We start from the raw sequence: 25,117 nt of genomic DNA, 5'->3' as shown, positions 1-25,117 counted from the left end.
TCATTCTATGGCTACCAGACGTGGAGCAACAAAAAAAGAACCGGCTCTCCCCTGCGGGAAAAACCGGTTCTCTCTGAAATTCCGTATCCATCCTGCCGGCATTCTTACGCCAGGCTCGGCTGCACCGCGAACAGCGGCAGCACTTCTTCCCGCTCCGTCTCCTCGACGATCTCGAGCGGCAGCCGGCGGATCTCGGCGCCAAGCAGGCTCAGTTTCTCGGTGATGCCCACGTAACCACGGTCGATATGATGCAGCCCCGTGATCTCCGTGTCGCCTTCCGCTACCAGCGCGGCAAGAATAAGGGCTGCACCGGCCCGAAGGTCCGTTGCGCACACCTTGGCGCCCTGGAGTCTGGCACCGCCGCTGATGACGGCCGTCCGTCCTTCGACTTTGATCTGCGCGCTCATGTTCGCCATCTGCTCCACATGCATGAAGCGGTTCTCGAATACCGTCTCCGTCACAATGGAGGTGCCTTCGGCGGTCAGCAGCAGCGCCATCATCTGCGACTGCATATCGGTCGGGAAGCCCGGATACGGCAGCGTCTTGACGTCTACGGCCTTCAGCGGACCTACGGTGTAGACCCGGATGCCGTTCTCGTCTTCTTCGATCTGCACGCCCATCTCCTGCATCTTGGAGATGACCGGCCGCAGGTGATCCCCAATCGCGCCCTCTACGTAGAGGTCGCTGCCGGTAATCGCCGCGGCAATCATGTATGTACCCGCTTCGATCCGGTCCGGAATGACGGTGTGCACCGCCCCCTGAAGCCGTTCCACGCCGTCAATCCGGATGAGGCCCGTGCCCGCTCCGCGGATCTTCGCGCCCATAGCGTTCAGGTAATTCGCAAGGTCCACAATCTCCGGTTCCTTGGCGGCGTTCTCGATGAGGGTCGTGCCTTCTGCGAGAGCGGCCGCCATCATGATGTTCTCGGTCGCGCCGACGCTTGCGACATCAAGATAAATCTTCGCGCCCTTGAGCCGGCCGTTGACCCGGGCTTCAATGTAGCCCTGGCCCAGTTCGATCTCCGCCCCCATGGCCTCAAAGCCCTTCAGGTGCTGATCGATCGGCCTTGTCCCGATGGCACAGCCGCCCGGCAGGGAAATTCTTGCCTGACCCATCCGGGTCAATAAAGGTCCCATGACAAGGAAGGACGCCCGCATTTTGCGGACAAGGTCGTAGGATGCCTCGCAGGTGGTGATGCGTCCGGCATCGACCCGGATCGTTTCGTTCCGGTATTCCACGGCAATGCCTAAGCTTTCAAGTACTTTATTGATGACCAGTACGTCGTCCAAGGGAGGCGCGTCATGAATGACACTGACTCCTTCGGATCCCAAGATAGAGGCTGCGATGATCGGCAGTACGGCATTTTTGGCACCGTGAATTCTCACTCTGCCGGAAAGCTTTTTGCCGCCGCGGACGATAATTTTGCTCATCATGGTCCCCCTCCGCGTATTCTGTATGATGTGCTTGTAGCCGCCGGTCACTATACCATTCGTGAGGCCGCTTAGATTTATATCGGTTGTACTATCCATTGTTGACAACATTCTCCTCGGTTATTCGAGAAAAAAGGAATTTCAGAACATCTTGGAGAACCATGTCGACCAGTCCAGGTAATCAATCACGAACCGAGCGACCTGGTAACCGAGGGCAATGGAGAGGAAGATCTGCAGCGTTTTGGCCGCTGCGCTCCGGGGACGCTTCAGGATCGCTTCCAGCTTCAATTCCTGAAGGGCCCACCAGGAAAACCCGATGAACACAAGAACCACGGCGATGTTGATGACACCCTTAAGTCCCATGGACGCATTCATTTGATCGACATAATCCATGCTTCGGAGCTCCTTGCTTTGGCGAAAGCCACCGGTTGAACCGCGGCTTCGTCATGGATTTTTACCCAAGTTGCTGTATCTTTAATCGGGCCCGGAGGCCCGGAATGCCAAATGTTTATTTGAGCATCCCGGCCAGCAGCTGAACGAATTCCGCACGCGTTGCCTGCTGGTCCGGACGAAATGTGCCGTCCGCGTAGCCGCCGATCAGCCCTTCGGCCTTCATCTGTTTGAGCAGTCCCGTCCCCCAGTACGATTCGTCCACGTCGGTGAAAGGAACTGCCCCCCTCCGCTTGCCGCTCATACCGGCGCCCCTGGCCAGCATCGCGGTCATCTCCATGCGGGATACCGGCTGGTCGGGCGCGAAGGTCCGGTCGGGATAGCCTTCGATAATCCCGGCCTGCGCTGCCCGGGCGATGTATGTATAGGCCCAGTGGCCGCTGCCAAGATCGCTGTAGGCGATCTCCTTCTCCTTCGTGAGGCCGTAAGCGCGCGTAAGCACCGCCGTGGCCTCCGCCCGGGTAATCGGCCGGTCCGGCTGGAACAGATAGTCCTCATAGCCGTTGATCACTCCCCGGCCGGACAGGGTCAGGATAGCGCTTTGGGCCCAGTGGCCGCTCACATCCGTATACCCGCCGAGCAGCGGCTTCGCTTCCACCGTGAGCTCATACATGCGGTTATCGAACGGCACGCTGGAGGTCAGCTTCACATAGTACGTTCCCGGCTCGAGCCTGCCCGTTAGCGACTGGACAGCCGAGCCCTGCTCGTTCATCGACGAGGCGATCGACCGCATCGAGCCGTCGTACAGGTGCATATAGAGGCTGACCCCGGCCGGAATGTCCGTCAGCCCAATGCCGACCCGGCTCTCCTGCTCCACCCGGAACTGGAACCAGTCGGTCTCATTCGGCTTATCGAGCAGCCCGGTATAAGGCGTATCCAGGGAGACCACCGTGGCTTGATACGACTTGTTGTTCGGTTCGTTCGGATCCGCCAGCTTCGCATCATACTCGATCTTCAGCGTATACTCGCCCACGACCGCATTGGCGTATTCCTTCACGTTGGTCACCCGGATATAGTAAGATCCCGGGAACACCTCCGTCAGCTCATAGCCCTCCTCGGCCCCGTCATCCCCATAGTCCACCGTGACCGACTTCTCCCCCTGCTTCTGCACGAGCAGGACAGGGTCGATGCGGGCGGTGTCCGACGTGAGGCGGATCCGCATGGATCCCGATTCGGGCACCGGGAATTCGTACCAATCCGTATCGCCGGTTTGGTGGAACGTCCCCTTGACCGTCAAGGTACGGGACGGCAGCACGGAAGCCTTGAACTGGCGGTCATTATCCTCGAACGCATCCCGATAGATCTCGAACGAGGTCGTCATCCGGTAGGGCACGGCCTCCGCCTGTCCCCGGTCCTTCAGCTGCAGCTGCACATAGCTGCGGCCTTTGGATACCGGGAACGTCACGGCGCCCCCGCCCTGTACCGTCTTGGCCGACAGCACGCCCGAGGCATCGGTGTGCTGTGCGCTGACCGTCATGCTGCTGTCCATAGCAAAAGACAGGCTTACGGTGCCGTCATACTGCGCATCGATGACATACCAGTCGGCGTCGGTGCCGCTGGCGAACGAGGCCGTAACGGACTTGGCGTTCGAGACTGTCTTCGCCTGGTCCTTGCGGTCGTTCGGCTCGTACATATCCTCTGCGATCCGTTCGCTGAGCAGCCTGTCGACCCGCAGCAGGCCATAGCCTGTCCCGGGGTCCCAGCCGGCCGGACCGAGGTCCTGTGCCGTCTGACGCACCCACTGGCGGATCTGGTGGGCCTTCATCTGCGGGTATCGTTCCCACAGCAAGGCTGCTGCCGCAGCCACCTGCGGAGCCGCCATGGACGTGCCGTCCTTGGCTTCGTACGAGCCGCCAAGCGCCGTGGTGAACACATTCCAAGGGGCCACCACATCGACCTCGGGGCCGGTGTTGGAACGGGTGTCCACGGCGCCGCCGGCCGTCATGCCGCCGACGGCGAGCACTGTAGGATAAGCGGCGGGGTACTTGACCCGGTTGCCTTCGTTCCCGGTCGCCGCGACAAGCAGCACATCCTTGGACTCGGCGTACTTGACGATCTCGCTGAGGTAATCGGAATACTTGTTGAGTCCCAGCGACAGAACGACGATCTTGGCTCCATGATCCACCGCGTAGCGGATTCCTTCGCCGAGCATCGTCTCTCCGCCCGAGCCGTCGGCTTCCAGTGCCTTCACCGGCATGATGCGGGCCTGCCAGAGCATCCCCGCGATGCCCTTGTCATTGCCGCCTGCGGCGCCGATGATCCCGGCCACATTGGTGCCGTGGCCGTTATCGTCCGCCGGAGGCTGTCCCGGCTGGATGAGGTTCACGCCGGGGACCAGGTTGCCTTTGAGGTCCGGGTGATTCAGATCCACGCCCGTGTCCACAATGGCGATGGTCACGCCCCCGGCTCCCTTCGAGATGTCCCATGCCTTGGTCATCCCGGTCGGTCCGAGGTACGTTTGCTTGGCAGCCAGGGGATCGCTTGCTTCAGCCCCTCTGGCCGCTTGGGTAAAGGTCAGACATAGTGCGAGACAAGTTAACGACGTTAGCGTCGACAGCTTCCATTTAGTAGCGTTCATCGCATGCAGGATCCTTTGTCTGATATGTGCGGTCTTACTCCATTATCCCATTCTAAGCGTTCCACCCTCTCCCTGCAACTGGAATCCGAAACCTTTAGAGGATTATTGATGAGTTCGACAGGGCCTCCGCCCGTGCGACCCCTTTCCGGATTTTCCGCATGACCGGCTCCCGGTCCTTCTCCCCTACTTCCATCATCCCCCCTCAATTGACATCCCTCCCGTTTCGGGATACCTTAGAGAAAATGCCTTTAGACGGAAGAAGGATAGCCCGCATGGACCAGAATGCCAAACTTCTGCAGCTGGACAATCAGCTCTGCTTTGCGATCTATGCCACATCTCGTGAAATCACCAAGCTGTATCAGCCGTTCCTCGAGCGGCTCGGCCTTACGTATCCGCAGTACCTGGCCATGATGGTCCTGTGGGAGCGGCAGGAGTGCAGTGTCAAGGAACTCGGCGAAGCCCTCTATCTCGACTCCGGCACGCTGACACCGCTGCTGAAGCGGCTGGAGGCTTCGGGGCTCGTCACCCGCAACCGTTCCGCCGAAGACGAGCGGGTCGTGCGCATCGGCCTCACGGAGCAGGGGAAGGCTCTGCGCGAGCAGGCTGCGATCGTGCCGCAGGCCCTGATGGAGCAGACCTGTTTGTCGGCCGCCGAGTTCGAGGGCCTGCTTCAGCAGTTCAAGTCGCTGCTGAAGCGCGTGCACGAAGCCGGCGGCCGTACGGGTAACGGGGACCGGGGGTAGCGAAGCTCCTGTCAAATTGCCTCAGGCCAGGGCGCTGCATAAATTCCTCCCCGGTCCCTTACAACCCTTCGCACAGCACAAAAAAAACTCCATGCTTCCCTTTGTACAGGGATCATGGAGTTTTTGCTTTTTGGTCACCCGGGGTGTTATCCCCGGTCCTTCCGGCTGGGCACCTGTCAGAACATGAAGAACAGGTCCTTCGTCAGCGAGAAGATGCTGTCGATATAGCCGAGCACCACGTGCGGGATGACCCCGAGAAGCAGGCTCGCACCGGCACACAGCCACATGGTTATGCCAAGGGTCAGCGGAATACGGGTCTCCCCTGCTTCCTCGTTGCTGCGCATGAACATCTGGCGGATGAATCCGAAGTAATAGTAGAACGAGACGACGCTGGTGCCGATCAGAACGGCGGCCAGCCAGTAATGCTGCGTCTGCATCGTGCCGAACATGATGTACAGCTTCCCGAAGAAGCCTCCCGAGAGAGGCAGACCCGCCAGCGAAAGCACGAGCAGCACTGTCGCCACCGCCGTCCAGGGCGCCCGGTAATACAGGCCCGCCAGACTTTTCAGTTCCGAATCTCCCGTCGCCCCCTCGAGGATCATCAGTACCGCGAAGATGCCGATGTTCATGAAGAGGTAAGCGATCAGGTAAAAGGCGAACTCCGAGAAGTTGGAATAGTGCACGAGCGAGAAATGTGTCGCGATCGGCACCAACAGGTACCCCGAGTTGGCTACGCCCGAGTAGGCGAGCAGCCGCTTCAGATTCGACTGGCGCAGCGCGACAAAGTTCCCCGCGACCATCGCAATGGCCGCCACCACCATCAGGCTCAGCAGCACGTCCTGCTGGAACGGCTGGCCCATCAGCTCGCCTACACCGAAGACATTGTAGATCACCCGGAACAGGATGGCGAAGGCCGCTGCCTTCGAGACGACCGCCAGATAGGCGGTAACCGGGGTAGGCGCCCCCTGGTATACATCCGGCGCCCACATATGAAACGGCGCCGCAGCCACCTTGAACCCGAAACCGGCCAGGAGCAGGAAGAAGCTCAGATACATGAGCGGCAGCATGCCCTGCGATGCTTGGCCCAGCCCCGCATTGATCTCGGCGATCACCGTCGATCCGGTCATCCCGTAGAGGAAAGACATGCCGTACAGGATAATCGCCGAAGAGATGCCCCCGAGCACGATGTACTTGAAGGCCCCTTCGTTCGATTGGAGATTCCTTTTGCGCATGGCCACGAGAATATAAGAAGTAATGCTGAGCAGCTCCAGTCCCACGAACAAGGTGATGAGCTCTCCGGAGGAGGCCATGATCATGCCGCCGAGCGTAGCCGGAAGGATGAGATAGTAGAACTCGCCTAGATGCGGAATATCCTCTTCCTTCACGGAACCGATACTCATGAACGTGATCAGTCCCGCTCCCGCCAGAAGCACGAGCTTCAGCACACCCGCGAAGTCATCGACCCGGTAGCTGAACTGAAGCAGCTGTTTCGGCTCGGCCGGATGCAGCATGGAGACGACAAAGTAAGCGGAGAGCAGGATGCTGACGAAGGACAGCCAGCCGAGGACATGACGGCTGCTGCTCTTCGGCAGCACCAAGTCCAGCAGGGCCAGCACCACGCTGGCGGCGACCAGGGTCAGCTCCGGAGCGAGCAGGGCCAAGTCCGCGGCGGTAAGTAACTGTAATGGAGATTCCACCGGTCTACCCCCCTATCTTCGCGACGCTGTGGATGAATTGGTCGAAGCTGCTTACGGTTTGATGCAGCGGTCCGCTCAGCACGGCGGGGTAGATCCCCAGCACCACGATGAACGCAACCAGTGTGATCATCGGCACGGCTTCGATCAGCCGGGCATCGCGCATCTCGGGCAGCCCTTCCTGAAGCGGGCCGTACGTGATGCTGAGCACCCCTCGAAGCACGTAGACGGCAGCGAGAATAATACCCAGCGCACCGACGGCGGTGATCACCGGATGCGATTCGAACAGCCCGAGGAAAGCCAGGAATTCGCTCACGAAGCCTGACAAGCCCGGCAGTCCCAGCGAGGCCATCCCCGCCACAAGCAGAATGCCCGAGATGAACGGGATGCTTTTGGCCAGTCCGCCGAGGCTCCCAAGCTCTGTCGTTCCCGTCCGCTCATGGATGCTGCCGACCAGAAGGAACATCAGCGCGGAGATCAGACCGTGGGAGACGAGCTGGAAGATCGCGCCCTCCAGTCCTACCGTGTTGAAGGCTGCAATGCCGAGAAGCACGATCCCCATATGGCTGATACTCGAGTAAGCCAGAACAAGCTTGAACTCCTTCTGGACGAAGGCGAGCACCGCACCATACAGGATGTTGATGACGCCGAGTACCGCCAATACGCCGGCCCAGGCGACGGCCTGCTGCGGGAAGAGCAGGATCCCAAAACGGATGAGGCCGTAGGCGCCCATTTTGAGCAGAATGCCGGAGTGAATCATGACGATGGACGGCGGCGCTTCCGTATGTACCTTGAGCATCCACGTATGGAACGGGAAGATCGGAAGCTTGATGCCGAACGCCACGAGCAGGAGAACGAACAGCGCCCACTTCATCGTCTCGCTCAGAAAGAACGGATTGTTTCCTGAGGGATCATTCTGGTTGACATAGGACTGCGCGTTCTGGAACAGGTTCTCCGTAATGACGTTGATATCACCGGAGTAATGAATGGAGGTTCCGCCGCCGGCCGCCGTCTGGATGAAGCCTGCGGTGGTGACCAGGATCAGAAAGGCAATCAGCATGATCGCCGAGCCCAGCCCGTTGTAGATCAGGAACTTGTTGGCTGCCCGCTCCCGGTCCATATACCCCCATATCCCGATAAGGAAAAACATGGGAATCAGGGTAACCTCGAAGAAGACGAAGAAGAGGAACAGGTCCTGAGCCATGAAGACGCCGAACATACCCGTCTCCAGCAGCAGGAAGAGAATGAAGTACGTCTTCCAGCGCTTCTTGATGTACACGGAAGCCAGAGCCGCCATCAAGGCGACGAGAGCGGTCAGGAAGACCAGCGGAAGCGAGAGTCCGTCGACAGCCATCACATAGTTAAACTGATAGAAGAAGGACGTCAGTCCGCTCAGCGTCTCCTTATTCAGCGGGACAAGAATCCAGGGGACTTCTTCTTTGAACTGCATGCCTTCCAGGTTGGCATTAAAATCGTAATACAGCCAACCGGACAGCAGCAGCGGTACTACCGTGGTGAGCACTGCCACCGTTTTGATCCACTGGCCTTGGGTCTTCGGTATGAAGAGCAGCAGAAGCACACCGATGAGTGGTGAGAACGTAATCAGAGACAAGACAGGCAAGTTATCCGGCATCGATGAACCTCCTTCCCGCAAGCGCCAGCATCAGAATCAAAAGTCCGAGCAGGGTTGCCAGCCCATACGTCTGCACCTGCCCGTTCTGCATGCGCGAACCGAGCCGGCCGGCGCCGGTAACCGCGTAGGAACAGAGACGGACGACCCCGTCCACGACGTAAACATCGAAGAGATGCAGCAGGGAACCGATGCCCTGCAGGGGCCTGACGATCACCAGCTGGTACAGCTCATCGATATAATACTTGCGGCTCAGCAGAGTATAGAGACCCGGGGCGGGACCGGACACAAGGTCGGAACGGACGCTCTGCTTGTAGTACATGAGGTAACCGAGGCCGATCCCCAGCAGACCCGCCAGCGTCGACAGTACCATCACCAGGTAATTCGCATGCTCTTCGTGTGCTTCCCCAGTCAGCCAGCCGCCGAGCCATGGGTTGAACGGTGTGAACACGAAGCCTGCCGCCACAGCCAGTACGGCCAGTACCATCAGAGGGAAGGTCATCGAGACCGGAGACTCGTGTGCATGACCGCCCTGCGGGGAGCGGGAGGTGCCGGTGAATACCAGGAAGAACAGGCGGGACATATAGAACGCGGTGAAGAAAGCGGCGATCAGACCGACCGCAAAGAGCACCGGATGTCCTTGAACCAAGGCTTCCGTCAGGATCGCATCCTTGGACCAGAAGCCCGACAGCGGGAAGATGCCGCTGAGGGCCAGGGCCCCGACCGCGAACGTCCATGCCGTGACTTTCATATGCCTGCCGACGCCGCCCATCTCGTGAATATCCTGCGTATGTACGGCGTGAATCACGCTTCCGGCCCCGAGGAACAGCAGAGCTTTGAAGAAGGCATGCGTGAACAGGTGGAAGATGCCTGCCGTTAAAGCAACCGACGTGCCGATCCCGAGCGCCATCATCATATAGCCGAGCTGGCTGACCGTGGAGTAGGCCAGAATGCGCTTGATGTCATTCTGCGCCGTGCCGATAGTGGCGGCGAAGATGGCCGTGAAGGCACCGACCGCGGCCACAACCGTAAGCGCCGTGGGCGCCTCCATGAAGATCGGATACGTCCGGGCGACGAGGTAGACTCCTGCGGCCACCATCGTTGCGGCATGGATGAGGGCCGAGATCGGTGTCGGACCTTCCATCGCATCCGGCAGCCAGGTGTGCAGCGGAAATTGGCCCGACTTGCCCATCGCTCCGATGAAGATCAGTATGGCAATCCAGGTAGCGGTTGCTTCCGGGATCTGCCCCTGGTTAAACGCATTGGTGATGGCACTGAAGCTGAGCGAATGCTCAGGCATCACCCAGAACAGGAGCAGCATGCCGAGGAACAGCCCCACATCGCCTACACGGGTAACAATAAATGCTTTTTTGGCTGCCGCCCGGGCTTCAGGCTTGAAATACCAGAACCCGACGAGCAGGAAGGAGCAGACCCCCACCAGCTCCCAGAAGATGAACAGCTGCACGAGATTCTCCGAAATGACAAGCCCCAGCATGGAGAACGTAAACAGCGCAATATAGGCGAAAAACACGTGAATCCGCTCATCGTCATGCATGTAGCCCGTCGAGTAAATATTGACGAGCAGGCTGACCAGCGTGACGACGACGAGCATCAGCGCATTGAGATTCGTGACCTCAAACCCCATCGTGAGTGAGGTGTCGCCGAGCCGCAGCCACTGCAATTTGTTCCACGTGAAATCTTCCACACCGCCGCTGACCCGTTCCCAGAAGATCAGGACGGCCAGAACGAACGAAGCGAAAGCGGCCACGATGGAGATATAAGGCCCTGCTCCCCGAAGGGTCCGGCCGGCTGCCGTCAGGATCAGGAACGACAGCAGCGGAAACAGCGGGATGAGCCAAGCATACTGCGAATAAGCCGATACCATGAGCTTAAATCCTCCTCCGTGCTTACGTTAAGCCGATTGCTGCCCCCGTAAGCGTATCCTACCGCTTCATCGAATCCATCTCGTTCACGTCCGTCGTTCCCTTATTGCGGTACAGGGCGATAAGGATCGCGATCCCGACAGCCGCTTCAGCCGCAGCTACCGTGATATTGAACAAGGAGAACATTTGACCGGTCAGTCCCGGCTTCACTCCGTATTTGGAGAAGGCGACCAGGTTCAGGTTCACACTGTTGAGCATGAGTTCAATGGAGAGAAGGACAATGACCGCATTCTTCTTGGACAGCGCCCCATACAAGCCGATGCAGAACAAGATCGCAGCCAGTGTCAGATAAGGTGTGGCCAAACCCGTTGCACCCATAGGCATTAGTCCTCCTCTCTCTTTGCTACGACGATGGCTCCGATGAAGGCCACGGTCAGCAGCACACTCATCAGCTCGAAAGGAATGACATGCGCGGAGAAGAGGAGCTTGCCGATCTCCAGCGTATTGTCAGCCACCTGAGGAAACTGGCCCGACGGGATCTCGGACTGCTGGATGGCGTAGAAGATGACACCGAACAACCCGGCAGCTCCGATGAACAGCAGCACCTGGTGCCACGGCCGCTTCGGCTCTTCCTCTTCTTCCTTCGTATGCTTTGTCATCATGATCCCGAAGATCATGAGAATCGAGATCGCGCCGGCATAGATCAGAATCTGCACCACCGCTACGAATTCGGCCTCAAGCACAATGTACAGCCCCGCCATCGAGATGAAGGTCAGTGCCAGCGCCAGCACCATATGAACGACCTTGGTGAACGATATCATGAAGATCGCTCCGCCGATCGCCAGCAGCGCACAGAAGAAAAAAGCGATATTCTCTCCGCTCGACAGAAACTCGGTCATATTCTCGAACATCTACTTCGCCCCGCCTTTCGGAAGTGCGGAGTTGTTCTCCTTGCGCACATTGGTGTTATTCTCATTGAGCCACTGCAGGTTCTTGAAGAGATCATCCCGGCTGTAGGTCGACAGCTCGAAGTTATTGGTCATGACGATCGCTTCGGTCGGGCAGACCTCGGTGCATAGATCACACAGGATGCAGATTTCGAAGTTGATATCGTACGTATCGATAACCTTGCCCTTCTTCTCCGGGTCCGGGTTCGGTTTGCCGATCAGGTTGATGCACTCGGTCGGACAAATCCGGGCGCATTGGTTGCAGACAATGCACTTCTCGGGATCAAAATGCTGGATCCCCCGGAAGCGGTCCGGCATATTCAGCGGAACGTCAGGGTAGGCATAGGTCACTTTTTTCTGGGTCATGCTCTTCAAGGTGACGCCGAGCCCCTTCACGATGCCTTTCATATCCAACTCACCCTTTCGTAAGCAGCATGGGCTGCCGGCGCAGCCAGTCTTACATCGCGATGGCCATATAGAGCGCCGTCACGAAAATATTAATGAGCGCCAGCGGAAGCAGTACCTTCCATCCGAGTCCCATCAGCTGGTCCACCCGGACGCGGGGAAGCGTCGCACGCAGCCAGAACAGGAAGAAGACGATGAACGAGAATTTGAGCAGGAACCAGACGATGCCCGGGATGAACTCCAGGAACGGCAGCGGGGCATGCCAGCCGCCGAGGAACAGCGTGGTGGTTAATCCGGCGATCGCGAATACATATACGTACTCCGCCAGCATGAAGAAAGCGAACCGGAAGCCGCTGTACTCCACGTGATAGCCTGCGACAAGCTCGGACTCCGCCTCCGGCAGGTCAAATGGGGTCCGGTTCAGCTCGGAGACGGCTGCGATGGCGAATACGCCGAAACCGATGATCTGCGGAAGGAAGTTCCAGTGCCAGAAGCCGCCGGCCTGCCCTTCTACGATCGTATTCAGGTTCATGCTGCCCGTCATCATGATAATGCCGACGATGGAGATGACGAGCGGAATCTCGTACGAAATCATCTGCGCAGCGGAACGCATCCCGCCGAGCAGCGCATACTTGTTGTTGGATGCCCAGCCTCCGAGCACGATTCCGATGGTCGAGATCCCGGAGAGGGCGACGTAGAACAGCACCCCTACATTGAGGGAGCTGGAGATCAGCCGTTCCGTGAACGGGATGGTGGCCACCACCGTAAAGGCCGGGATGAACGTGATGACCGGAGCCAGAATGAACAGCTCCCGTTCGGCCTTGCGCGGTATCGTATCCTCCTTGATGAGCAGCTTGGTTACGTCGGCGACACTCTGCAGCAGTCCGAGCGGACCTACACGGTTCGGACCGATCCGCAGCTGCATCCACCCGATGACTTTGCGCTCGAAGTAGATCGCGTACGTAACAAAACCGAGGACGACAAGCAGCATCACTACGCCCCATGCCAGGAAAATCATAAAGTTCGTGAATGTCAGTGATTCCTGCAGCAGCTCCGGCATCAGCAGTCCACCTCCCCGACAACGATATCTATGCCTCCGAGTATCGTGATCAAGTTCGTCATCGTCTCACCGACGAGCAGCTTCGGCAGAATCTGCAGGTTCACGAAGGACGGACGGCGGAACTTGAGACGGTACGGCTTATCCTTGCCCTTCGAGATGAGATGAACGCCGATCTCACCGCGTGGGGATTCGATCGCCGCATACACCTCCCCTTCGGCCGGACGAAGCACCCGGGGCACCTTGCCCATGATTTCCCCTTCTTCGGGGAACTGTTCCAGCGCCTGTTCGAGAATCCGCAACGACTGGCGGATCTCCTCCAGACGCAGCAGGTATCGGGCATAGCAGTCACCGACCGTGCTCGTAGGCACATCGAACTCGAAACGGCTGTACAAGCTGTACGGCTGGGCCTTGCGGATGTCCCAATCCACACCGGTGCAGCGCAGATTAGCCCCGCTGAGCCCATAAGCGATGGCGGTCTCCGCATCATACTTGCCAATCCCCTTGATCCGGGCCAGGAAAATCTCGTTGCCGCTGACAAGCTCATTGTACTCGTCCAGCTTTCCCCGCATGTAAGGAATGAAATCGCGAACCTTCTGGATCCAGCCCTCCGGCGCATCCCACTTGACCCCGCCGACCCGCATGTAGTTGTACGTCAGCCGGGCCCCGCACAGCTCGTTGAAGAGATCGATAATGATCTCGCGGTCGCGGAATGCATACAGGAAAGGACTCATTGCCCCGATATCAAGCAGATACGTTCCCCACCATACCATGTGGCTCGCAATCCGCTGCAGCTCCATCACGATCAGCCGCATGAATTCGGCCCGCTCGGGAATCTCCAGTCCCATGAGCTTCTCCACGGCATGGACGAGAACATAGTTATTGGTCATCGCCGACACATAATCCATCCGGTCGGTGTAAGGAATGATCTGGGTATAAGTCAGGTTCTCCGCCAGCTTCTCCGTACCGCGGTGCAGGTATCCCATAACCGGAATCGCTTCCGTAATGATCTCCCCATCCAGCTTTACGACGATCCGGAACACGCCGTGAGTACTCGGATGCTGCGGACCTACGTTGAGCAGCAGTTCTTCCGTTCGAATGGCCAAGCTCCATTACACCTCCGGGTCGATCGGCTCATAGTCTTTGCGCAGGGGATGGCCTACCCAATCGTCGGCCATCATGATACGGCGCAGGTCGGGATGTCCCGGAAAATCGATACCGAACAAGTCGTAGATCTCCCGTTCATTCCAGTCGGCCGTAGGAAAAATGGGCGTAATCGACGGAATCGACGGGTTCTCCCGGTCGGTCTTCACCTTGAAGCAGTAATCCTGCTTGTGCTCAAGCGAGATGAAATGATACACCACTTCCATGTGGGTCTCCATATCGACGCCCGACACATTTCTTAGATAGTGAAGACCGAGCTCCGGGTGGGTGCGCAGCATGTCGGCTGTCTCCGGCCAAGCCTCCGCCTTGATATAGACGGTCGGGATATGCCCGCCCTTCTCATTGACCACCGCATCTTCCACGATGCCCTCGCGGAACTCCTTCAGGATCGCCGTCAGCCGGTCCAGCAGCGGCTGCTTCGGCGACGGCTCCTTCGGCGCCTCCGGCTCGGCCCCTTCGGGCTTCGCCGCCCGTGCGCTGGCACGCGCCGCTCTCGTCTCCGCAGCGGCCTTGGCCTTCGCCTCCTTTTCGGCGTCGGTCGGTGCCGCCCGCTCCGCAGCCGGGGCATCGCCGGCCTCCGCCGTCTGCGCCGCCTTCGCGGCAAGCCTTGCCGCCCGCGCCTCCGCGGCGGCCTTTACCTTCGCCTCGCGCTCGGTATCCGCGGCGCTGTTCGGCGCATCCGCGGCGCTCTTCGGCGCTTCGGCTGCTCCGCCCTCCGGCTCCTTGCCCTCCGCCTTCGGCACGTCAGCGTAGCCTCCCGGCGGCTCACCGGCGCCGCCCGCCTTGGCGAGCGCTGCGCCTTCAGCGATGCGCGGTTCACCGCTCATCAGCGGAGCCTTCACGCCCGGCGTCGTATTGCCCTGACGCTCTTCGCCTTCCTCCGGCTCACCGAAGGTGCGTGCTTCCGAATGCGGGTCGACCGTTCCGGGCTTCCCGCTGTTCTGCGCCTCCCCTTCACCGCCTCCAGCTGAGTCCCCAACCTTCGTGTTGCCGGCCGTATCCTCGGCTGTGATGAATCCTCCGCCTTCGGAAGTGAATCCAAGCCCGCGGTCGTCTTTGCGTTCCGGGGTATCGCCGTCTTTTGCTTTTTTCTCCTCATCGCTCATCGGCTTGTCACCTGCTTACCGGTTTTCGCTTCGTAACGAATCTTCTCCTGCAGCTTGTTGATCCCATAGATCAGCGCCGCCGGATTGGGCGGACAGCCGGGGATATAGACGTCGACCGGCACCACTTGGTCCACGCCTTTGACTACAGCGTACGATTTGACGTAAGGTCCGCCGGCCGTCGCACAGGAACCCATCGCGATGACCCATTTGGGTTCGGGCATCTGCTCGTACAGACGGCGAAGCAGCGGTGCCATTTTCTTCGTGACCGTACCGGCCACGATCATCACGTCGGATTGACGGGGAGAAGTCCGAAAGATGACGCCGAACCGGTCGAGGTCATAATGCGACGCACCCGTACCCATCATCTCGATCGCACAGCAGGCCAGTCCGAATGTAAGCGGCCACAGCGAGTTGCTGCGGGCCCACGCCTTGATCTGCTCCAGCGTAGTCATGAATACGTTGCGATCCAGTTCCTCACGCTCTTCCGGAGTGATATTCTCTAAATTGAAGTCCATTGCAGCACCTTCTTCTTCCAGGCATAGAGTAAGCCTATGATGAGCAGACCGACGAATATACACATCTCTACAAGCGCAAACAAGCCTAATTGCTTATACGCAACGGCCCATGGATACAAGAACACGGTTTCCACGTCGAAGATGACAAACATCAGCGCGAAGAGATAGTAGCGGATGTTAAAACGGACTTGTCCTTCACCGACCGGCTCGTTACCGCTTTCATAGGTAGTATATTTCTCTTCCACAGGCTTGTGGGGTCGCAGCAGCCGTCCGAATGTAAGCGCTACAACCGGAAGGATCACGCCTAAGAAGAGAAATATCGTTACGACCACGTAGTTATTAAAGTACATCGTGAACGAACCGCCTCCCTCTATGTAGTTTGAACTTGTACAGATGCGGCATTCTTCTTACCGCACACCGGAGCATCTCTGCCGTCGCCCATAGAACGAAGGCTGCAGGAAACCAAATGAATGAACTTAACTACTGTTAATATATGCCTTCCCAATTATAACAAATGCCTTTTGGGGTGTCTAACATTTTCAGGAAGTACACGAGGCACCATGAGCCCTACCACTAGCTTATTTCTAATTTATATTGTGCAATTTATACCAGCTGCATACGTCCCTTTGTCGAAAACCTGCGCAATTTTGCTCCGTATTTTCATTGTATATATGATAGCGCTTTCGTTAAAAGGATAAGAAAACGGCGGGAAACTCAAGCCCGCCGTTCATCATCCGTATCTTGTATTACTGTCCGCCGCCCACATTAATCCGGGTCATTGCGCGCTGCAGTGCGAGCTCAGCCCGCTTGAAGTCGATTTGATCCTTCTTAGCAGCGAGGCGCTGCTCAGCACGGCCTTTAGCCGCCTGTGCACGCTCCAGATTAATTTGGCCGGGAAGCTCCGCGCTTTCCGCCAAAATAACCACTTTATCCCGGCGTACTTCCATAAAACCGCCATGAACAGCGATTTGCTCATCCTTCGCGCCCTGTTTCTTCACGGTAACAGCAGCGATCCGGAGTGGAGTAACCATTGGAATGTGATTCGGCAGAATTCCAAGCTCCCCTTCGACACCCTTTACGACGATCATGTTAGCCGGCTCGGCATACACTTTGCGCTCTGGGGTCACGATTTCCAACAGGAATGTGCTCACTTGGATCCCTCCTCCTACGTAAGCCTACCGTTCGACAAGCGAAACGGCTGAGTAAGCCAGCATCCGACCCCCGCAGGGAGGCCGGATGGACTTGCGATCTATGCTCCGCTGTAAATGAAATTACAGCGTTTTTGCTTTTTCGATGGCATCTTCGATCGTTCCCACGTTGTGGAACGCCGGCTCAGGAAGGTTGTCGTGCTTGCCTTCAAGAACTTCTTTGAAGCTGCGTACGGTTTCTTTAACCGGAACGTATACGCCCGGGATCCCGTTGAATGCCTCGGCAACGTGCAGGGGCTGGGACAGGAAGAGTTCCAGACGACGTGCACGGTGAACGACGAGTTTGTCCTCATCGGAAAGCTCATCCATACCGAGGATGGCGATGATATCAAGAAGCTCTTTGTAGCGCTGAAGAATTCTCTTTACGCCTTGTGCTACTTGATAATGCTCTTCGCCGAGGATTTCCGGAGTCAGGATCCGCGAGGACGAGGCCAGCGGGTCTACAGCCGGGAAGATACCTTTGGATGCAATACCACGCTCCAGGTTCGTTGTAGCGTCCAAGTGAGCAAACGCCGTTGCCGGAGCCGGGTCGGTGTAGTCGTCCGCCGGAACGTAGATCGCTTGGATCGATGTAACGGAACCTTTCTTCGTGGATGTAATCCGCTCTTGCAGCTGACCCATCTCCGTTGCCAGCGTAGGCTGGTAACCTACCGCCGAAGGCATACGTCCGAGAAGGGCGGATACTTCGGAACCGGCTTGGGTGAAGCGGAAGATGTTGTCGACGAACAGAAGTACGTCCTTGCCTTCTTCATCACGGAAGTATTCCGCCATCGTCAGACCGGACAAGGCAACGCGCAGACGCGCACCCGGAGGCTCGTTCATCTGGCCGAACACCATCGCGGTCTTCGAGATAACGCCGGAATCGCTCATCTCGTGGTACAAGTCGTTACCTTCACGTGTTCTCTCACCCACGCCCGCGAATACGGAGATACCGCCGTGCTCTTGAGCGATGTTGTGGATGAGTTCCTGCATCGTAACGGTTTTACCTACACCTGCGCCGCCGAAGAGACCGATCTTACCGCCCTTGGCATAAGGAGCCATCAGGTCGATAACTTTAATCCCCGTTTCGAGGATTTCCGCTTGTGTAGACAGGTTTTCGAACGAAGGAGCTTCCTTGTGGATCGGGCTGGTCAGGGTACGGTCAACCGTCTCGTTGCCGTCGATAGGCTCACCAAGTACGTTGAACACGCGGCCCAGTGTAGCAGCCCCTACCGGTACGGAAATCGGAGCGCCTGTATCAACAGCTTCGACACCACGAACCAAACCGTCTGTGGAAGACATTGCGATACAACGAACCATATTGTCACCCAGGTGAACGGCAGTCTCGACCGTCAGGTTGATATCCTGCTCACCAGCGCTTTGGGCTTTTCTTTGGATCTTAATAGCATTCAGAATCTCAGGGAGCTGTCCACGTTCGAACTCAATGTCAACAACCGGCCCTGTGATATTCACTACGCGGCCTTTGCTCATGTTTTCCCCTCCTAAGAGTCCTGCCGGAAGCAAGACTGACATCGTAAGCATTTACTAAGTCTGCCGAAGCAAGACCAAAAATTTTGATTAGCTTGCCCAAGTCATTGTTTGCATCGTAAAAGCCCTGCCCGAGGCAAGACTTTTCGATTTCAACCTTTAGCTTTGAGCGTTGGCTCCGGCAACGATTTCCGATATTTCCTGGGTAATCGATGCCTGACGCGCACGGTTATACTGCAGCGTAAGCGTGGAGATCATCTTCGTTGCATTCTTCGTTGCGCTGTTCATCGCTGTCATCCGTGCACCGAACTCACTCGCCTTACCGTCCAGTACGGCGCTGTAGATCAGTGTCTCTGCATATTTCGGCAGAAGCACTTCCAGTACGCCTTCCGGAGACGGCTCGTATTCGTAGTTCGATACGGATGCTCCGCTCACTTCCTCCAGCGGAAGCAGGCGCTTAACCGTAGGAATCTGCGTGATGGCATTCTTGAACTCATTGTACACGAGGTACAATTCGTCGTACGTTCCCTTTTCGAAGTTCGCTACTGCGGAAGCAGCAACCTGCTTTACATCAGCGAACGTCGGGGAATCCGCCAGACCCGTTACTTCTTCTACGATTGGAATATTCCGCTTCGAGAAGAAGTCTCTGCCTTTACGGCCAATCACGAAAATCGCGTACTCATTCGTGGAGTTGTGCTTCTCACGAATGACGTTCATCACTTTACGCAGCACGTTCGCGTTGTAACCACCGGCCAGACCGCGGTCGGAGGTGATCACCAGATATCCGGTTTTCTTGATCGGGCGTGTCTGCAGCATCGGGTGTTTCACACCCTTCGTGCCTGCTGCGATGCTCGCGATCACTTCCTTCATCTTCTCGGAATATGGGCGGGAAGCTTCCGCAGCTTCCTGAGCGCGTCTCAGTTTCGAGGCCGCAACCATCTCCATCGCTTTTGTGATCTGCTTCGTGTTTTGTTTCGATTTGATCGAGCGCTTGATTTCGCGCATCCCTTTTGCCATGCTCTGCTCACCTCTCTTTCGAGAACCCCTGAATCACTATATAAGGAACGCCGAGCTTCCCGAGTGAGAAGCCCGGCTGCTTCTTGGTCTAATTCATTACGCGGAAGGAGCGAACCCTTTTTTGAACTGGCCGATCGCATCCACGAGCGCTTTCTCGTTATCCGAAGTCAGGTCCTTCGTGTCGCGAATGCTCGCGAGAATTTCCGGACGGTTCGAATCGAGGTAAGCGAGGAATTCCGCTTCGAAACGGCGTACATCCTGTACAGGAAGGTCATCGATATGACCTCTGGTTACGACGTAGATCGCTGCTACCTGCTTCTCAACAGGAAGCGGCTGGTTTACGCCCTGCTTCAGCAGCTCAAGCGTACGGACACCACGGTTCAGACGGGTTTGCGTAGCACGGTCGAGGTCGGAACCGAACTGTGCGAATGCCGCGAGTTCACGGTATTGCGCAAGGTCCAGACGGAGCGTACCGGCAACCTTCTTCATCGCCTTGGTTTGAGCCGAACCACCTACACGGGATACGGAGATACCTACGTTTACGGCTGGACGCTGACCGGAGTAGAACAGGTCGGACTCCAGGAAGATCTGTCCGTCCGTAATCGAGATAACGTTCGTAGGAATGTAAGCCGATACGTCACCCGCTTGGGTTTCGATGAACGGCAGAGCAGTCATCGAACCTGCGCCGAGCTCATCGCTCAGCTTGGCGGAACGCTCAAGCAGACGGGAGTGCAGGTAGAAGACGTCACCCGGGTAAGCTTCCCGGCCCGGAGGACGGCGGAGCAGCAGGGACAGCTCACGGTATGCTGCAGCTTGCTTGGACAGGTCATCGTATACGATCAGTACGTGCTCGCCTTTGTACATGAAGTACTCGCCCATTGCGCAGCCTGCATATGGAGCCAGCCAGAGCATTGGGGACGGCTCGGAAGCCGAAGCGGATACGACGATCGTGTAGTCCAGCGCGCCTGCACGGCGGAGCGTTTCAACGAGCGCAACGACCGTGGATTGCTTTTGACCGACAGCAACATAGATACACTTTACGCCGCTGCCCTTTTGGTTGATGATCGTATCGACAGCGATCGAGGTTTTACCCGTTTGACGGTCACCGATGATCAGCTCACGCTGACCGCGGCCTACCGGGATCATCGCATCGATGGCTTTGATCCCTGTCTGCATTGGCTCATGTACCGATTTACGGGCCATAACGCCTGGAGCAGGGGATTCAACCGGACGGGAATGCGTCGTGTTGATTGGACCTTTGCCGTCGATCGGCTGACCGAGTGCGTTCACGACACGGCCCAGCAGAGCTTCGCCAACCGGTACTTCCATGATACGGCCCGTACGCTTAACTGGATCGCCTTCACGAATGTCTGTGTAAGGTCCCAGGATAACGATACCGACGTTGCTTTCTTCCAAGTTAAACGCATAGCCGAGTACGCCGTTGGAGAACTCGAGCAGCTCACCGGCCATTACGTTCTCCAAGCCGTGTGCACGGGCGATACCGTCACCGACTTGAATAACCGTACCAACGTCAACCACTTGAATTTCGGATTTATAGTTCTCGATCTGTTGTCTGATCAATGTGCTGATTTCTTCAGGCTTGATACTCAACGAACCTCACCCCTATCTACAATGCTTGAGATTGATTCAATGCTCTTTCCAGACGCTGCAGCTTGCCGGACAGGCTTCCGTCGTACAGGCGGTCGCCGATACGAACTTGAATGCCCCCGAGAAGACTCTTATCCAGAACCGTGCTGACACGGATTTGTTTTCCCGTCATTTTGGCGAACGTGGATGCAATGTTCGACAGTTCTTCGGCGGAAAGCTCCACCGGAGAGTAGACCGTTGCATTCGCTTGACCCAGCGATTCGCCGGCAATTTTGCTGTAAGCTCTCACGAAAGCTTCCAGCGCTTCTTCCCTGCGGCGTTCGATCAGCAGCTGAAGCGTGTTCAGCACGCTCTCGGATACGCCTGCACCGAAGATTTGTTTGATCAGCCCGATCTTAACGCCGGCATCGATGCCCGGGTGCTTGATGAGCTTGCTCAGATCCGGATTTTCCTTGAATACGGCAACGACCGTCTCCAGCTCCTGCTCCACCTCAGCAATCCGTCCCGCGTCTTTCGCGACTTCAAACAAAGCTTTGGCGTACCGTTTGGCTGCGATTAGGTCCTGACTCATTGGTTGCCCCCTACTTCCTTGAGGTAATGCTCAACCAACTGCTCTTGGGACTTCTCGTCGATCTGCTTCTCGATAATCTTCGAAGCGATCAGAACGGACATGGCGCTCACTTGACTGCGCAGTGCGGCAACGGCCAGGTTCTTCTCGTTCTCGATATCGCGAAGAGCTTCTTCCTTCAGACGTCCTGCTTCCGCCTTCGCTTGGGCAATGATATCTTCAGCTTGCTTGCCGCTCGTTACACGAGCCTGCTCCATGATCTGCTTCGCTTCGCTGCGAACCTGCTCCAGAGCCGCTTTTTGCTCGGCAAGAAGGGAATCCGCCTGCTTGCGGTTTTGCTCGGCACTGTTCATTTGATCGAGGACGAGCTGTCTGCGCTGCTCCATGATGCCCATCAGTGGACCGAAGGCATATTTGCTGATCAGCCACATCAGAATCGCGAACGAAACGATGGCGAAAATAAACGAGGTTAATTCGAAATGCATCTATACGTCACTCCCTTCAGAGGGCTAATGGCTGAATCAAGGTCCCGGCCAAAGAACGCCGGGACAAAAGGAAGGCGTGGAGGCTGAAGGCTTCCCCGCCTGAGCGTTGCTATTAACCTGCGAATACGAACGTGAAGAGCAATGCGAATACTACCGCGATGATTGGAATCGCCTCGACGAGACCTACACCGATAAACATTACCGTTTGGAGCGTACCTTTGAGTTCCGGCTGGCGGGCGATACCGTCAACCGTCTTGCTTACGATGAGACCGTTACCGATACCTGCGCCGAGTGCACCCAGACCGATTGCAATTGCTGCTGCAAGAAAAGACATACCTTCCATTGTAGAAAATCCTCCTTTAATTGGTTCGCATAGTTTTTTATTAGTGTTTAATGAAGCGGATAAGGGGTAATGAACTTACAAAATCTCGTCCGCGAATTGCTAATGCTTTTCTTCGTGCACGATGGCCTGCGAAATGTACACCATGGTGAGCGTCGTGAAGACGAATGCCTGGATGGCACCGACGAACACGGAGAAGCCCTGCCAGATGATCAGCGGAACAATCCCGCCGATTCCGGCCATCAGGATGACGGCGATCAGTACCTCACCGGCATAGATGTTACCGAAAAGACGCATACCGAGTGTCAGGAGTTTGGAAACCTCCTTGACAATGTTCAGCGGGAACATCACCGCGAACGGTTCTACATAGTGGTGCAGGTAATGCTTCGTGTTCTTGGTCAGACCAAGGAAGTGGACCATGACGATCACCATCAGCGCGAGGCCCATCGTTACGGACAGATCGGCTGTAGGCGATTTCCACCAGGAGATCGACAGGTGTTTGTTCGCAGCGTGAGCAGCCTCATACTCTGCAGCCGTGATGCCGAATTGCGGCAGCGGACCGGTCACCTCCGTTGCGATGTACAGCGGAAGACCGAGCATGTTCCCCACGAAGATGAACATGATGAGCGTAATGCCGAGCATCAGGAACGGCTTGCCTTTCTTCATGTCCATGGAGCCGGCGATAATATTCTGAACGAACTCGACCAGCCATTCCAGAAAGTTCTGCATCTTCCCGGGATTGTGCACCGAAAGATTGCGTGTACCGGCAATGGCGAGGATCAGGACAATCAAACATGTTACAGTTACGGTGATGATGGTGGAGAGGTCCCAGTTCAGACCCAGCCAATTCACTATCGGTAATTCATGCATTGCAGTAGTTTCACCCCTTTCCAAAAGCATGATGGATTATTTTTTAATTGAAATAATACCCAGTAGGAGTGTTGCCAACTGAACAAAAATTAATCCGGTAATGGTCGTCCATACGGCAAAAACTTCCGGATACCGGTAAGCGGCCCATACGGCAAGGATCGCAATGGCGGCACGTGTGCCGAATCCGATGCCCCTGCTCCTGCGGCCCGCAAGTACTGCATCGGAGAGCCGTCGGATTTTCCAGGCCAAGTAATGCGCGTTAATAAGACTGGCAAGCGTCCCCAGAATCCATCCCGCAAACAGCGGACGATACCCGGGAAACAGTGCCCAGGCCAGGAAACAGAAGGCAAAAAAAATATGACAGTGCGTTGAACCGTTTTCAGGCGGAGCGAAAACTCATCCATTGGGGCCTCCCCGCATGTAGTTTCTGATGATCAGGTAGATGCTGGCGATTCCTAAGATGAACCCGGTCATCATTCCCCCTACAATCCAGAGGGGCTCTCCTCCCTGCCACTCGCTGATCAGGTCTCCGACCCAATAGCCGGCTGCCATACAGACACCCAAATCCACGCCGATTCCACCGAGCAGCGCCAGTGCGCGCCAGGGACTATCATTGGAATTTTGCCTCTTCATTCAGCCATCAACCACAATCCTAGTTTATTTTATCGGACTAAAGATCGAATTGTCAATTGTGCAACTTGTTGGCATTTCCCCGTGAGACTTCCCAAAAACCTTGATAAATCAAGGTTTTTGGGGGTTTCAAACCAAACAGTACAACTGTACGCTGTGACGTTTGTCATGATATTGTCACGGTTGGAATGGAAGAGGTCTTTCCGGCTTATGTCCAAAGTGATACAGGATCGCATCGGCGATCCTCTCCGAGGCTTTGCCGTCCCCGTACGGATTGGCCGAACGGCTCATCCGCTCATACAATACCTGGTCGCTGAGCAGGGCGCTGGCCCGGCTGAAGACCTTCTCTTCATCCGTTCCGACTAGCTCGAGCGTACCCGCCTCGATGCCTTCCGGACGCTCGGTCGTCTCCCGCAGGACAAGAACCGGAACACCGAACGAAGGCGCTTCTTCCTGCAGACCGCCGGAGTCCGTCAGAATCAGATGCGCGTGGCGGTAGAAGTTGTGGAACTCGAACACGTCAAGCGGTTCGATCAGCTTGATCCGTTCGTGACCGCTAAGCATCTCGTAAGCCGGTTCCTTAACGGCCGGGCTCGGATGTACCGCGTATACGATGGCGATATCGTCGAACGCATCGGCAAGACGGCGTACGGCGCGGAAAATCTGGCGGTGAGGCTCGCCCTGCGATTCCCGGCGGTGGGCGGTCATCATCACCAGACGCTTCCCCTTGGCCCAGTCCAGCACCTCATGCTGGAACTCATCCTGCACGGTGTACTGGAACACGTCCGTTACCGTATTGCCTGTAACGAAGATCCGCTCTTCCGGCTTGTTCTCCTTGCGGAGGTTCCCGGCAGACCAGTTCGTAGGGGCAAAATGCAGGTCAGCCAGCACGCCGGTGAGCTGCCGGTTCATCTCTTCCGGGTACGGGGACATCTTGTTCCACGTGCGCAGGCCCGCCTCCACATGTCCTACCTGAATCTGCTGCAGGAACGCCGCATAGCTTGCCAGGAATGTGGTCAGCGTGTCGCCGTGAACCAGGATGAGATCCGGTTTTTCCTTCTGGAATACCGGATCCAGGCCCTGCAGTACACGGATCGTAATCTCATTGAGCGTCTGGCGGTCCTTCATGACATCAAGATCATAGTCGGGCTTGATTTTGAAAATCTCCAGCACCTGATCGAGCATCTGACGATGCTGTGCCGTCACGCAGACGAGCGATTCGATATGATCCGGATGCTTCTCGAGCTCTTTGACGAGCGGAGCCATCTTGATGGCCTCCGGACGCGTACCGAAGATCGTAATCACCTTCGTTTTTTTCATAA

Annotated in this window: 26 protein-coding genes; 1 reads left to right on the top strand and 25 read right to left on the bottom strand. The window is 56.9% G+C overall.

Annotation, left to right across the window (positions count from 1 at the left end; genetic code table 11):
* Positions 1 to 104: 104 nt before the first annotated feature.
* The 3 genes from murA to PM3016_RS00325 all read right to left on the bottom strand — a co-directional run bounded on the left by murA (position 105) and on the right by PM3016_RS00325 (position 4,458).
* Entirely contained in the window at positions 105 to 1,430 is a 1,326-nt protein-coding gene (gene murA, locus PM3016_RS00335) for a UDP-N-acetylglucosamine 1-carboxyvinyltransferase (protein ID WP_014648987.1), read from the bottom strand.
* A gap of 141 nt (positions 1,431 to 1,571) precedes the next feature.
* Positions 1,572 to 1,823, bottom strand: coding sequence for a DUF1146 family protein (locus PM3016_RS00330; protein ID WP_013913887.1), 252 nt, complete (start codon positions 1,821 to 1,823; stop codon positions 1,572 to 1,574).
* A gap of 115 nt (positions 1,824 to 1,938) precedes the next feature.
* Positions 1,939 to 4,458, bottom strand: coding sequence for a S8 family serine peptidase (locus PM3016_RS00325; protein ID WP_014368087.1), 2,520 nt, complete (start codon positions 4,456 to 4,458; stop codon positions 1,939 to 1,941).
* Positions 4,459 to 4,730: 272 nt separating this feature from the next.
* Between PM3016_RS00325 and PM3016_RS00320 the strand changes: the two genes are divergently transcribed.
* A complete protein-coding gene (locus PM3016_RS00320) occupies positions 4,731 to 5,201 on the top strand; it encodes a MarR family winged helix-turn-helix transcriptional regulator (protein ID WP_013913885.1) in 471 nt (156 codons plus the stop codon).
* 176 nt (positions 5,202 to 5,377) lie between these two features.
* Here PM3016_RS00320 and PM3016_RS00315 read toward each other — a convergent pair whose 3' ends face one another.
* The 22 genes from PM3016_RS00315 to wecB form a co-directional block, all read right to left on the bottom strand.
* Positions 5,378 to 6,898 carry an NADH-quinone oxidoreductase subunit N gene (locus PM3016_RS00315; protein WP_013913883.1) on the bottom strand — a complete coding sequence of 507 codons (1,521 nt, stop codon included), beginning with the start codon at positions 6,896 to 6,898 and terminating at the stop codon, positions 5,378 to 5,380.
* 4 nt (positions 6,899 to 6,902) lie between these two features.
* A complete protein-coding gene (locus PM3016_RS00310) occupies positions 6,903 to 8,528 on the bottom strand; it encodes a complex I subunit 4 family protein (RefSeq protein WP_014368085.1) in 1,626 nt (541 codons plus the stop codon).
* Complete coding sequence (nuoL, locus tag PM3016_RS00305) at positions 8,518 to 10,410, bottom strand: NADH-quinone oxidoreductase subunit L (protein ID WP_014368084.1); 1,893 nt, start codon at positions 10,408 to 10,410, stop codon at positions 8,518 to 8,520. The genes PM3016_RS00310 and nuoL overlap by 11 nt, the downstream gene beginning before the upstream one ends.
* 58 nt (positions 10,411 to 10,468) lie before the next feature.
* On the bottom strand, positions 10,469 to 10,786 hold the full coding sequence (gene nuoK, locus PM3016_RS00300; protein WP_013913880.1) for an NADH-quinone oxidoreductase subunit NuoK: 318 nt from the start codon (positions 10,784 to 10,786) through the stop codon (positions 10,469 to 10,471).
* A 5-nt stretch (positions 10,787 to 10,791) separates the two neighbouring features.
* Positions 10,792 to 11,319 (bottom strand): NADH-quinone oxidoreductase subunit J, encoded by a 528-nt coding sequence (locus tag PM3016_RS00295; protein ID WP_013913879.1) that lies wholly within the window; start codon positions 11,317 to 11,319, stop codon positions 10,792 to 10,794.
* Positions 11,320 to 11,763 (bottom strand): NADH-quinone oxidoreductase subunit NuoI, encoded by a 444-nt coding sequence (nuoI, locus tag PM3016_RS00290; protein ID WP_013913878.1) that lies wholly within the window; start codon positions 11,761 to 11,763, stop codon positions 11,320 to 11,322.
* Positions 11,764 to 11,812: 49 nt separating this feature from the next.
* Positions 11,813 to 12,820 carry an NADH-quinone oxidoreductase subunit NuoH gene (gene nuoH / locus PM3016_RS00285; protein WP_014368083.1) on the bottom strand — a complete coding sequence of 336 codons (1,008 nt, stop codon included), beginning with the start codon at positions 12,818 to 12,820 and terminating at the stop codon, positions 11,813 to 11,815.
* A complete protein-coding gene (locus tag PM3016_RS00280; RefSeq protein ID WP_013913876.1) occupies positions 12,820 to 13,923 on the bottom strand; it encodes an NADH-quinone oxidoreductase subunit D in 1,104 nt (367 codons plus the stop codon). The genes nuoH and PM3016_RS00280 overlap by 1 nt, the downstream gene beginning before the upstream one ends.
* A gap of 6 nt (positions 13,924 to 13,929) precedes the next feature.
* Positions 13,930 to 15,087, bottom strand: a complete 1,158-nt coding sequence (locus tag PM3016_RS00275) for an NADH-quinone oxidoreductase subunit C (RefSeq protein WP_014368082.1) — start codon at positions 15,085 to 15,087, stop codon at positions 13,930 to 13,932.
* Positions 15,084 to 15,602, bottom strand: coding sequence for a NuoB/complex I 20 kDa subunit family protein (locus PM3016_RS00270; RefSeq protein WP_013913874.1), 519 nt, complete (start codon positions 15,600 to 15,602; stop codon positions 15,084 to 15,086). The genes PM3016_RS00275 and PM3016_RS00270 overlap by 4 nt, the downstream gene beginning before the upstream one ends.
* Complete coding sequence (locus PM3016_RS00265) at positions 15,587 to 15,952, bottom strand: NADH-quinone oxidoreductase subunit A (protein WP_013913873.1); 366 nt, start codon at positions 15,950 to 15,952, stop codon at positions 15,587 to 15,589. Before PM3016_RS00265 ends, PM3016_RS00270 begins: the two co-directional genes overlap by 16 nt.
* A 396-nt stretch (positions 15,953 to 16,348) precedes the next feature.
* A complete protein-coding gene (locus tag PM3016_RS00260; RefSeq protein WP_013913872.1) occupies positions 16,349 to 16,753 on the bottom strand; it encodes a F0F1 ATP synthase subunit epsilon in 405 nt (134 codons plus the stop codon).
* A 120-nt stretch (positions 16,754 to 16,873) separates the two neighbouring features.
* Complete coding sequence (gene atpD / locus PM3016_RS00255) at positions 16,874 to 18,280, bottom strand: F0F1 ATP synthase subunit beta (protein ID WP_013913871.1); 1,407 nt, start codon at positions 18,278 to 18,280, stop codon at positions 16,874 to 16,876.
* Between the two features lie 156 nt (positions 18,281 to 18,436).
* Entirely contained in the window at positions 18,437 to 19,294 is an 858-nt protein-coding gene (gene atpG / locus PM3016_RS00250; protein WP_013913870.1) for an ATP synthase F1 subunit gamma, read from the bottom strand.
* A 96-nt stretch (positions 19,295 to 19,390) separates the two neighbouring features.
* Positions 19,391 to 20,905: a F0F1 ATP synthase subunit alpha gene (atpA, locus tag PM3016_RS00245; protein WP_013913869.1), complete on the bottom strand. Its 1,515-nt coding sequence runs from the start codon at positions 20,903 to 20,905 to the stop codon at positions 19,391 to 19,393.
* 16 nt (positions 20,906 to 20,921) lie between these two features.
* Positions 20,922 to 21,473 carry a F0F1 ATP synthase subunit delta gene (locus PM3016_RS00240; protein WP_013913868.1) on the bottom strand — a complete coding sequence of 184 codons (552 nt, stop codon included), beginning with the start codon at positions 21,471 to 21,473 and terminating at the stop codon, positions 20,922 to 20,924.
* Positions 21,470 to 21,955, bottom strand: a complete 486-nt coding sequence (atpF, locus tag PM3016_RS00235) for a F0F1 ATP synthase subunit B (protein ID WP_013913867.1) — start codon at positions 21,953 to 21,955, stop codon at positions 21,470 to 21,472. The genes PM3016_RS00240 and atpF overlap by 4 nt, the downstream gene beginning before the upstream one ends.
* 112 nt (positions 21,956 to 22,067) lie before the next feature.
* The gene (gene atpE / locus PM3016_RS00230) at positions 22,068 to 22,298 is read right to left on the bottom strand and encodes a F0F1 ATP synthase subunit C (RefSeq protein WP_013913866.1); all 231 of its coding nucleotides are present in this window, start codon (positions 22,296 to 22,298) and stop codon (positions 22,068 to 22,070) included.
* Between the two features lie 99 nt (positions 22,299 to 22,397).
* The gene (atpB, locus tag PM3016_RS00225; protein WP_013913865.1) at positions 22,398 to 23,165 is read right to left on the bottom strand and encodes a F0F1 ATP synthase subunit A; all 768 of its coding nucleotides are present in this window, start codon (positions 23,163 to 23,165) and stop codon (positions 22,398 to 22,400) included.
* 36 nt (positions 23,166 to 23,201) lie between these two features.
* Positions 23,202 to 23,468 (bottom strand): ATP synthase subunit I, encoded by a 267-nt coding sequence (locus PM3016_RS36960; RefSeq protein ID WP_238540564.1) that lies wholly within the window; start codon positions 23,466 to 23,468, stop codon positions 23,202 to 23,204.
* 93 nt (positions 23,469 to 23,561) lie between these two features.
* On the bottom strand, positions 23,562 to 23,798 hold the full coding sequence (locus PM3016_RS00220; protein WP_014368081.1) for an AtpZ/AtpI family protein: 237 nt from the start codon (positions 23,796 to 23,798) through the stop codon (positions 23,562 to 23,564).
* Positions 23,799 to 23,972: 174 nt separating this feature from the next.
* On the bottom strand, positions 23,973 to 25,115 hold the full coding sequence (wecB, locus tag PM3016_RS00215; protein WP_013913862.1) for a non-hydrolyzing UDP-N-acetylglucosamine 2-epimerase: 1,143 nt from the start codon (positions 25,113 to 25,115) through the stop codon (positions 23,973 to 23,975).
* Positions 25,116 to 25,117 lie beyond the last annotated feature (2 nt).

The sequence above is a fragment of the Paenibacillus mucilaginosus 3016 genome (genome assembly GCF_000250655.1).
In the GTDB taxonomy this organism is placed as follows: Bacteria; Bacillota; Bacilli; order Paenibacillales; family NBRC-103111; genus Paenibacillus_G; species Paenibacillus_G mucilaginosus.
This window is presented reverse-complemented; position numbering and strand designations above follow the sequence as displayed.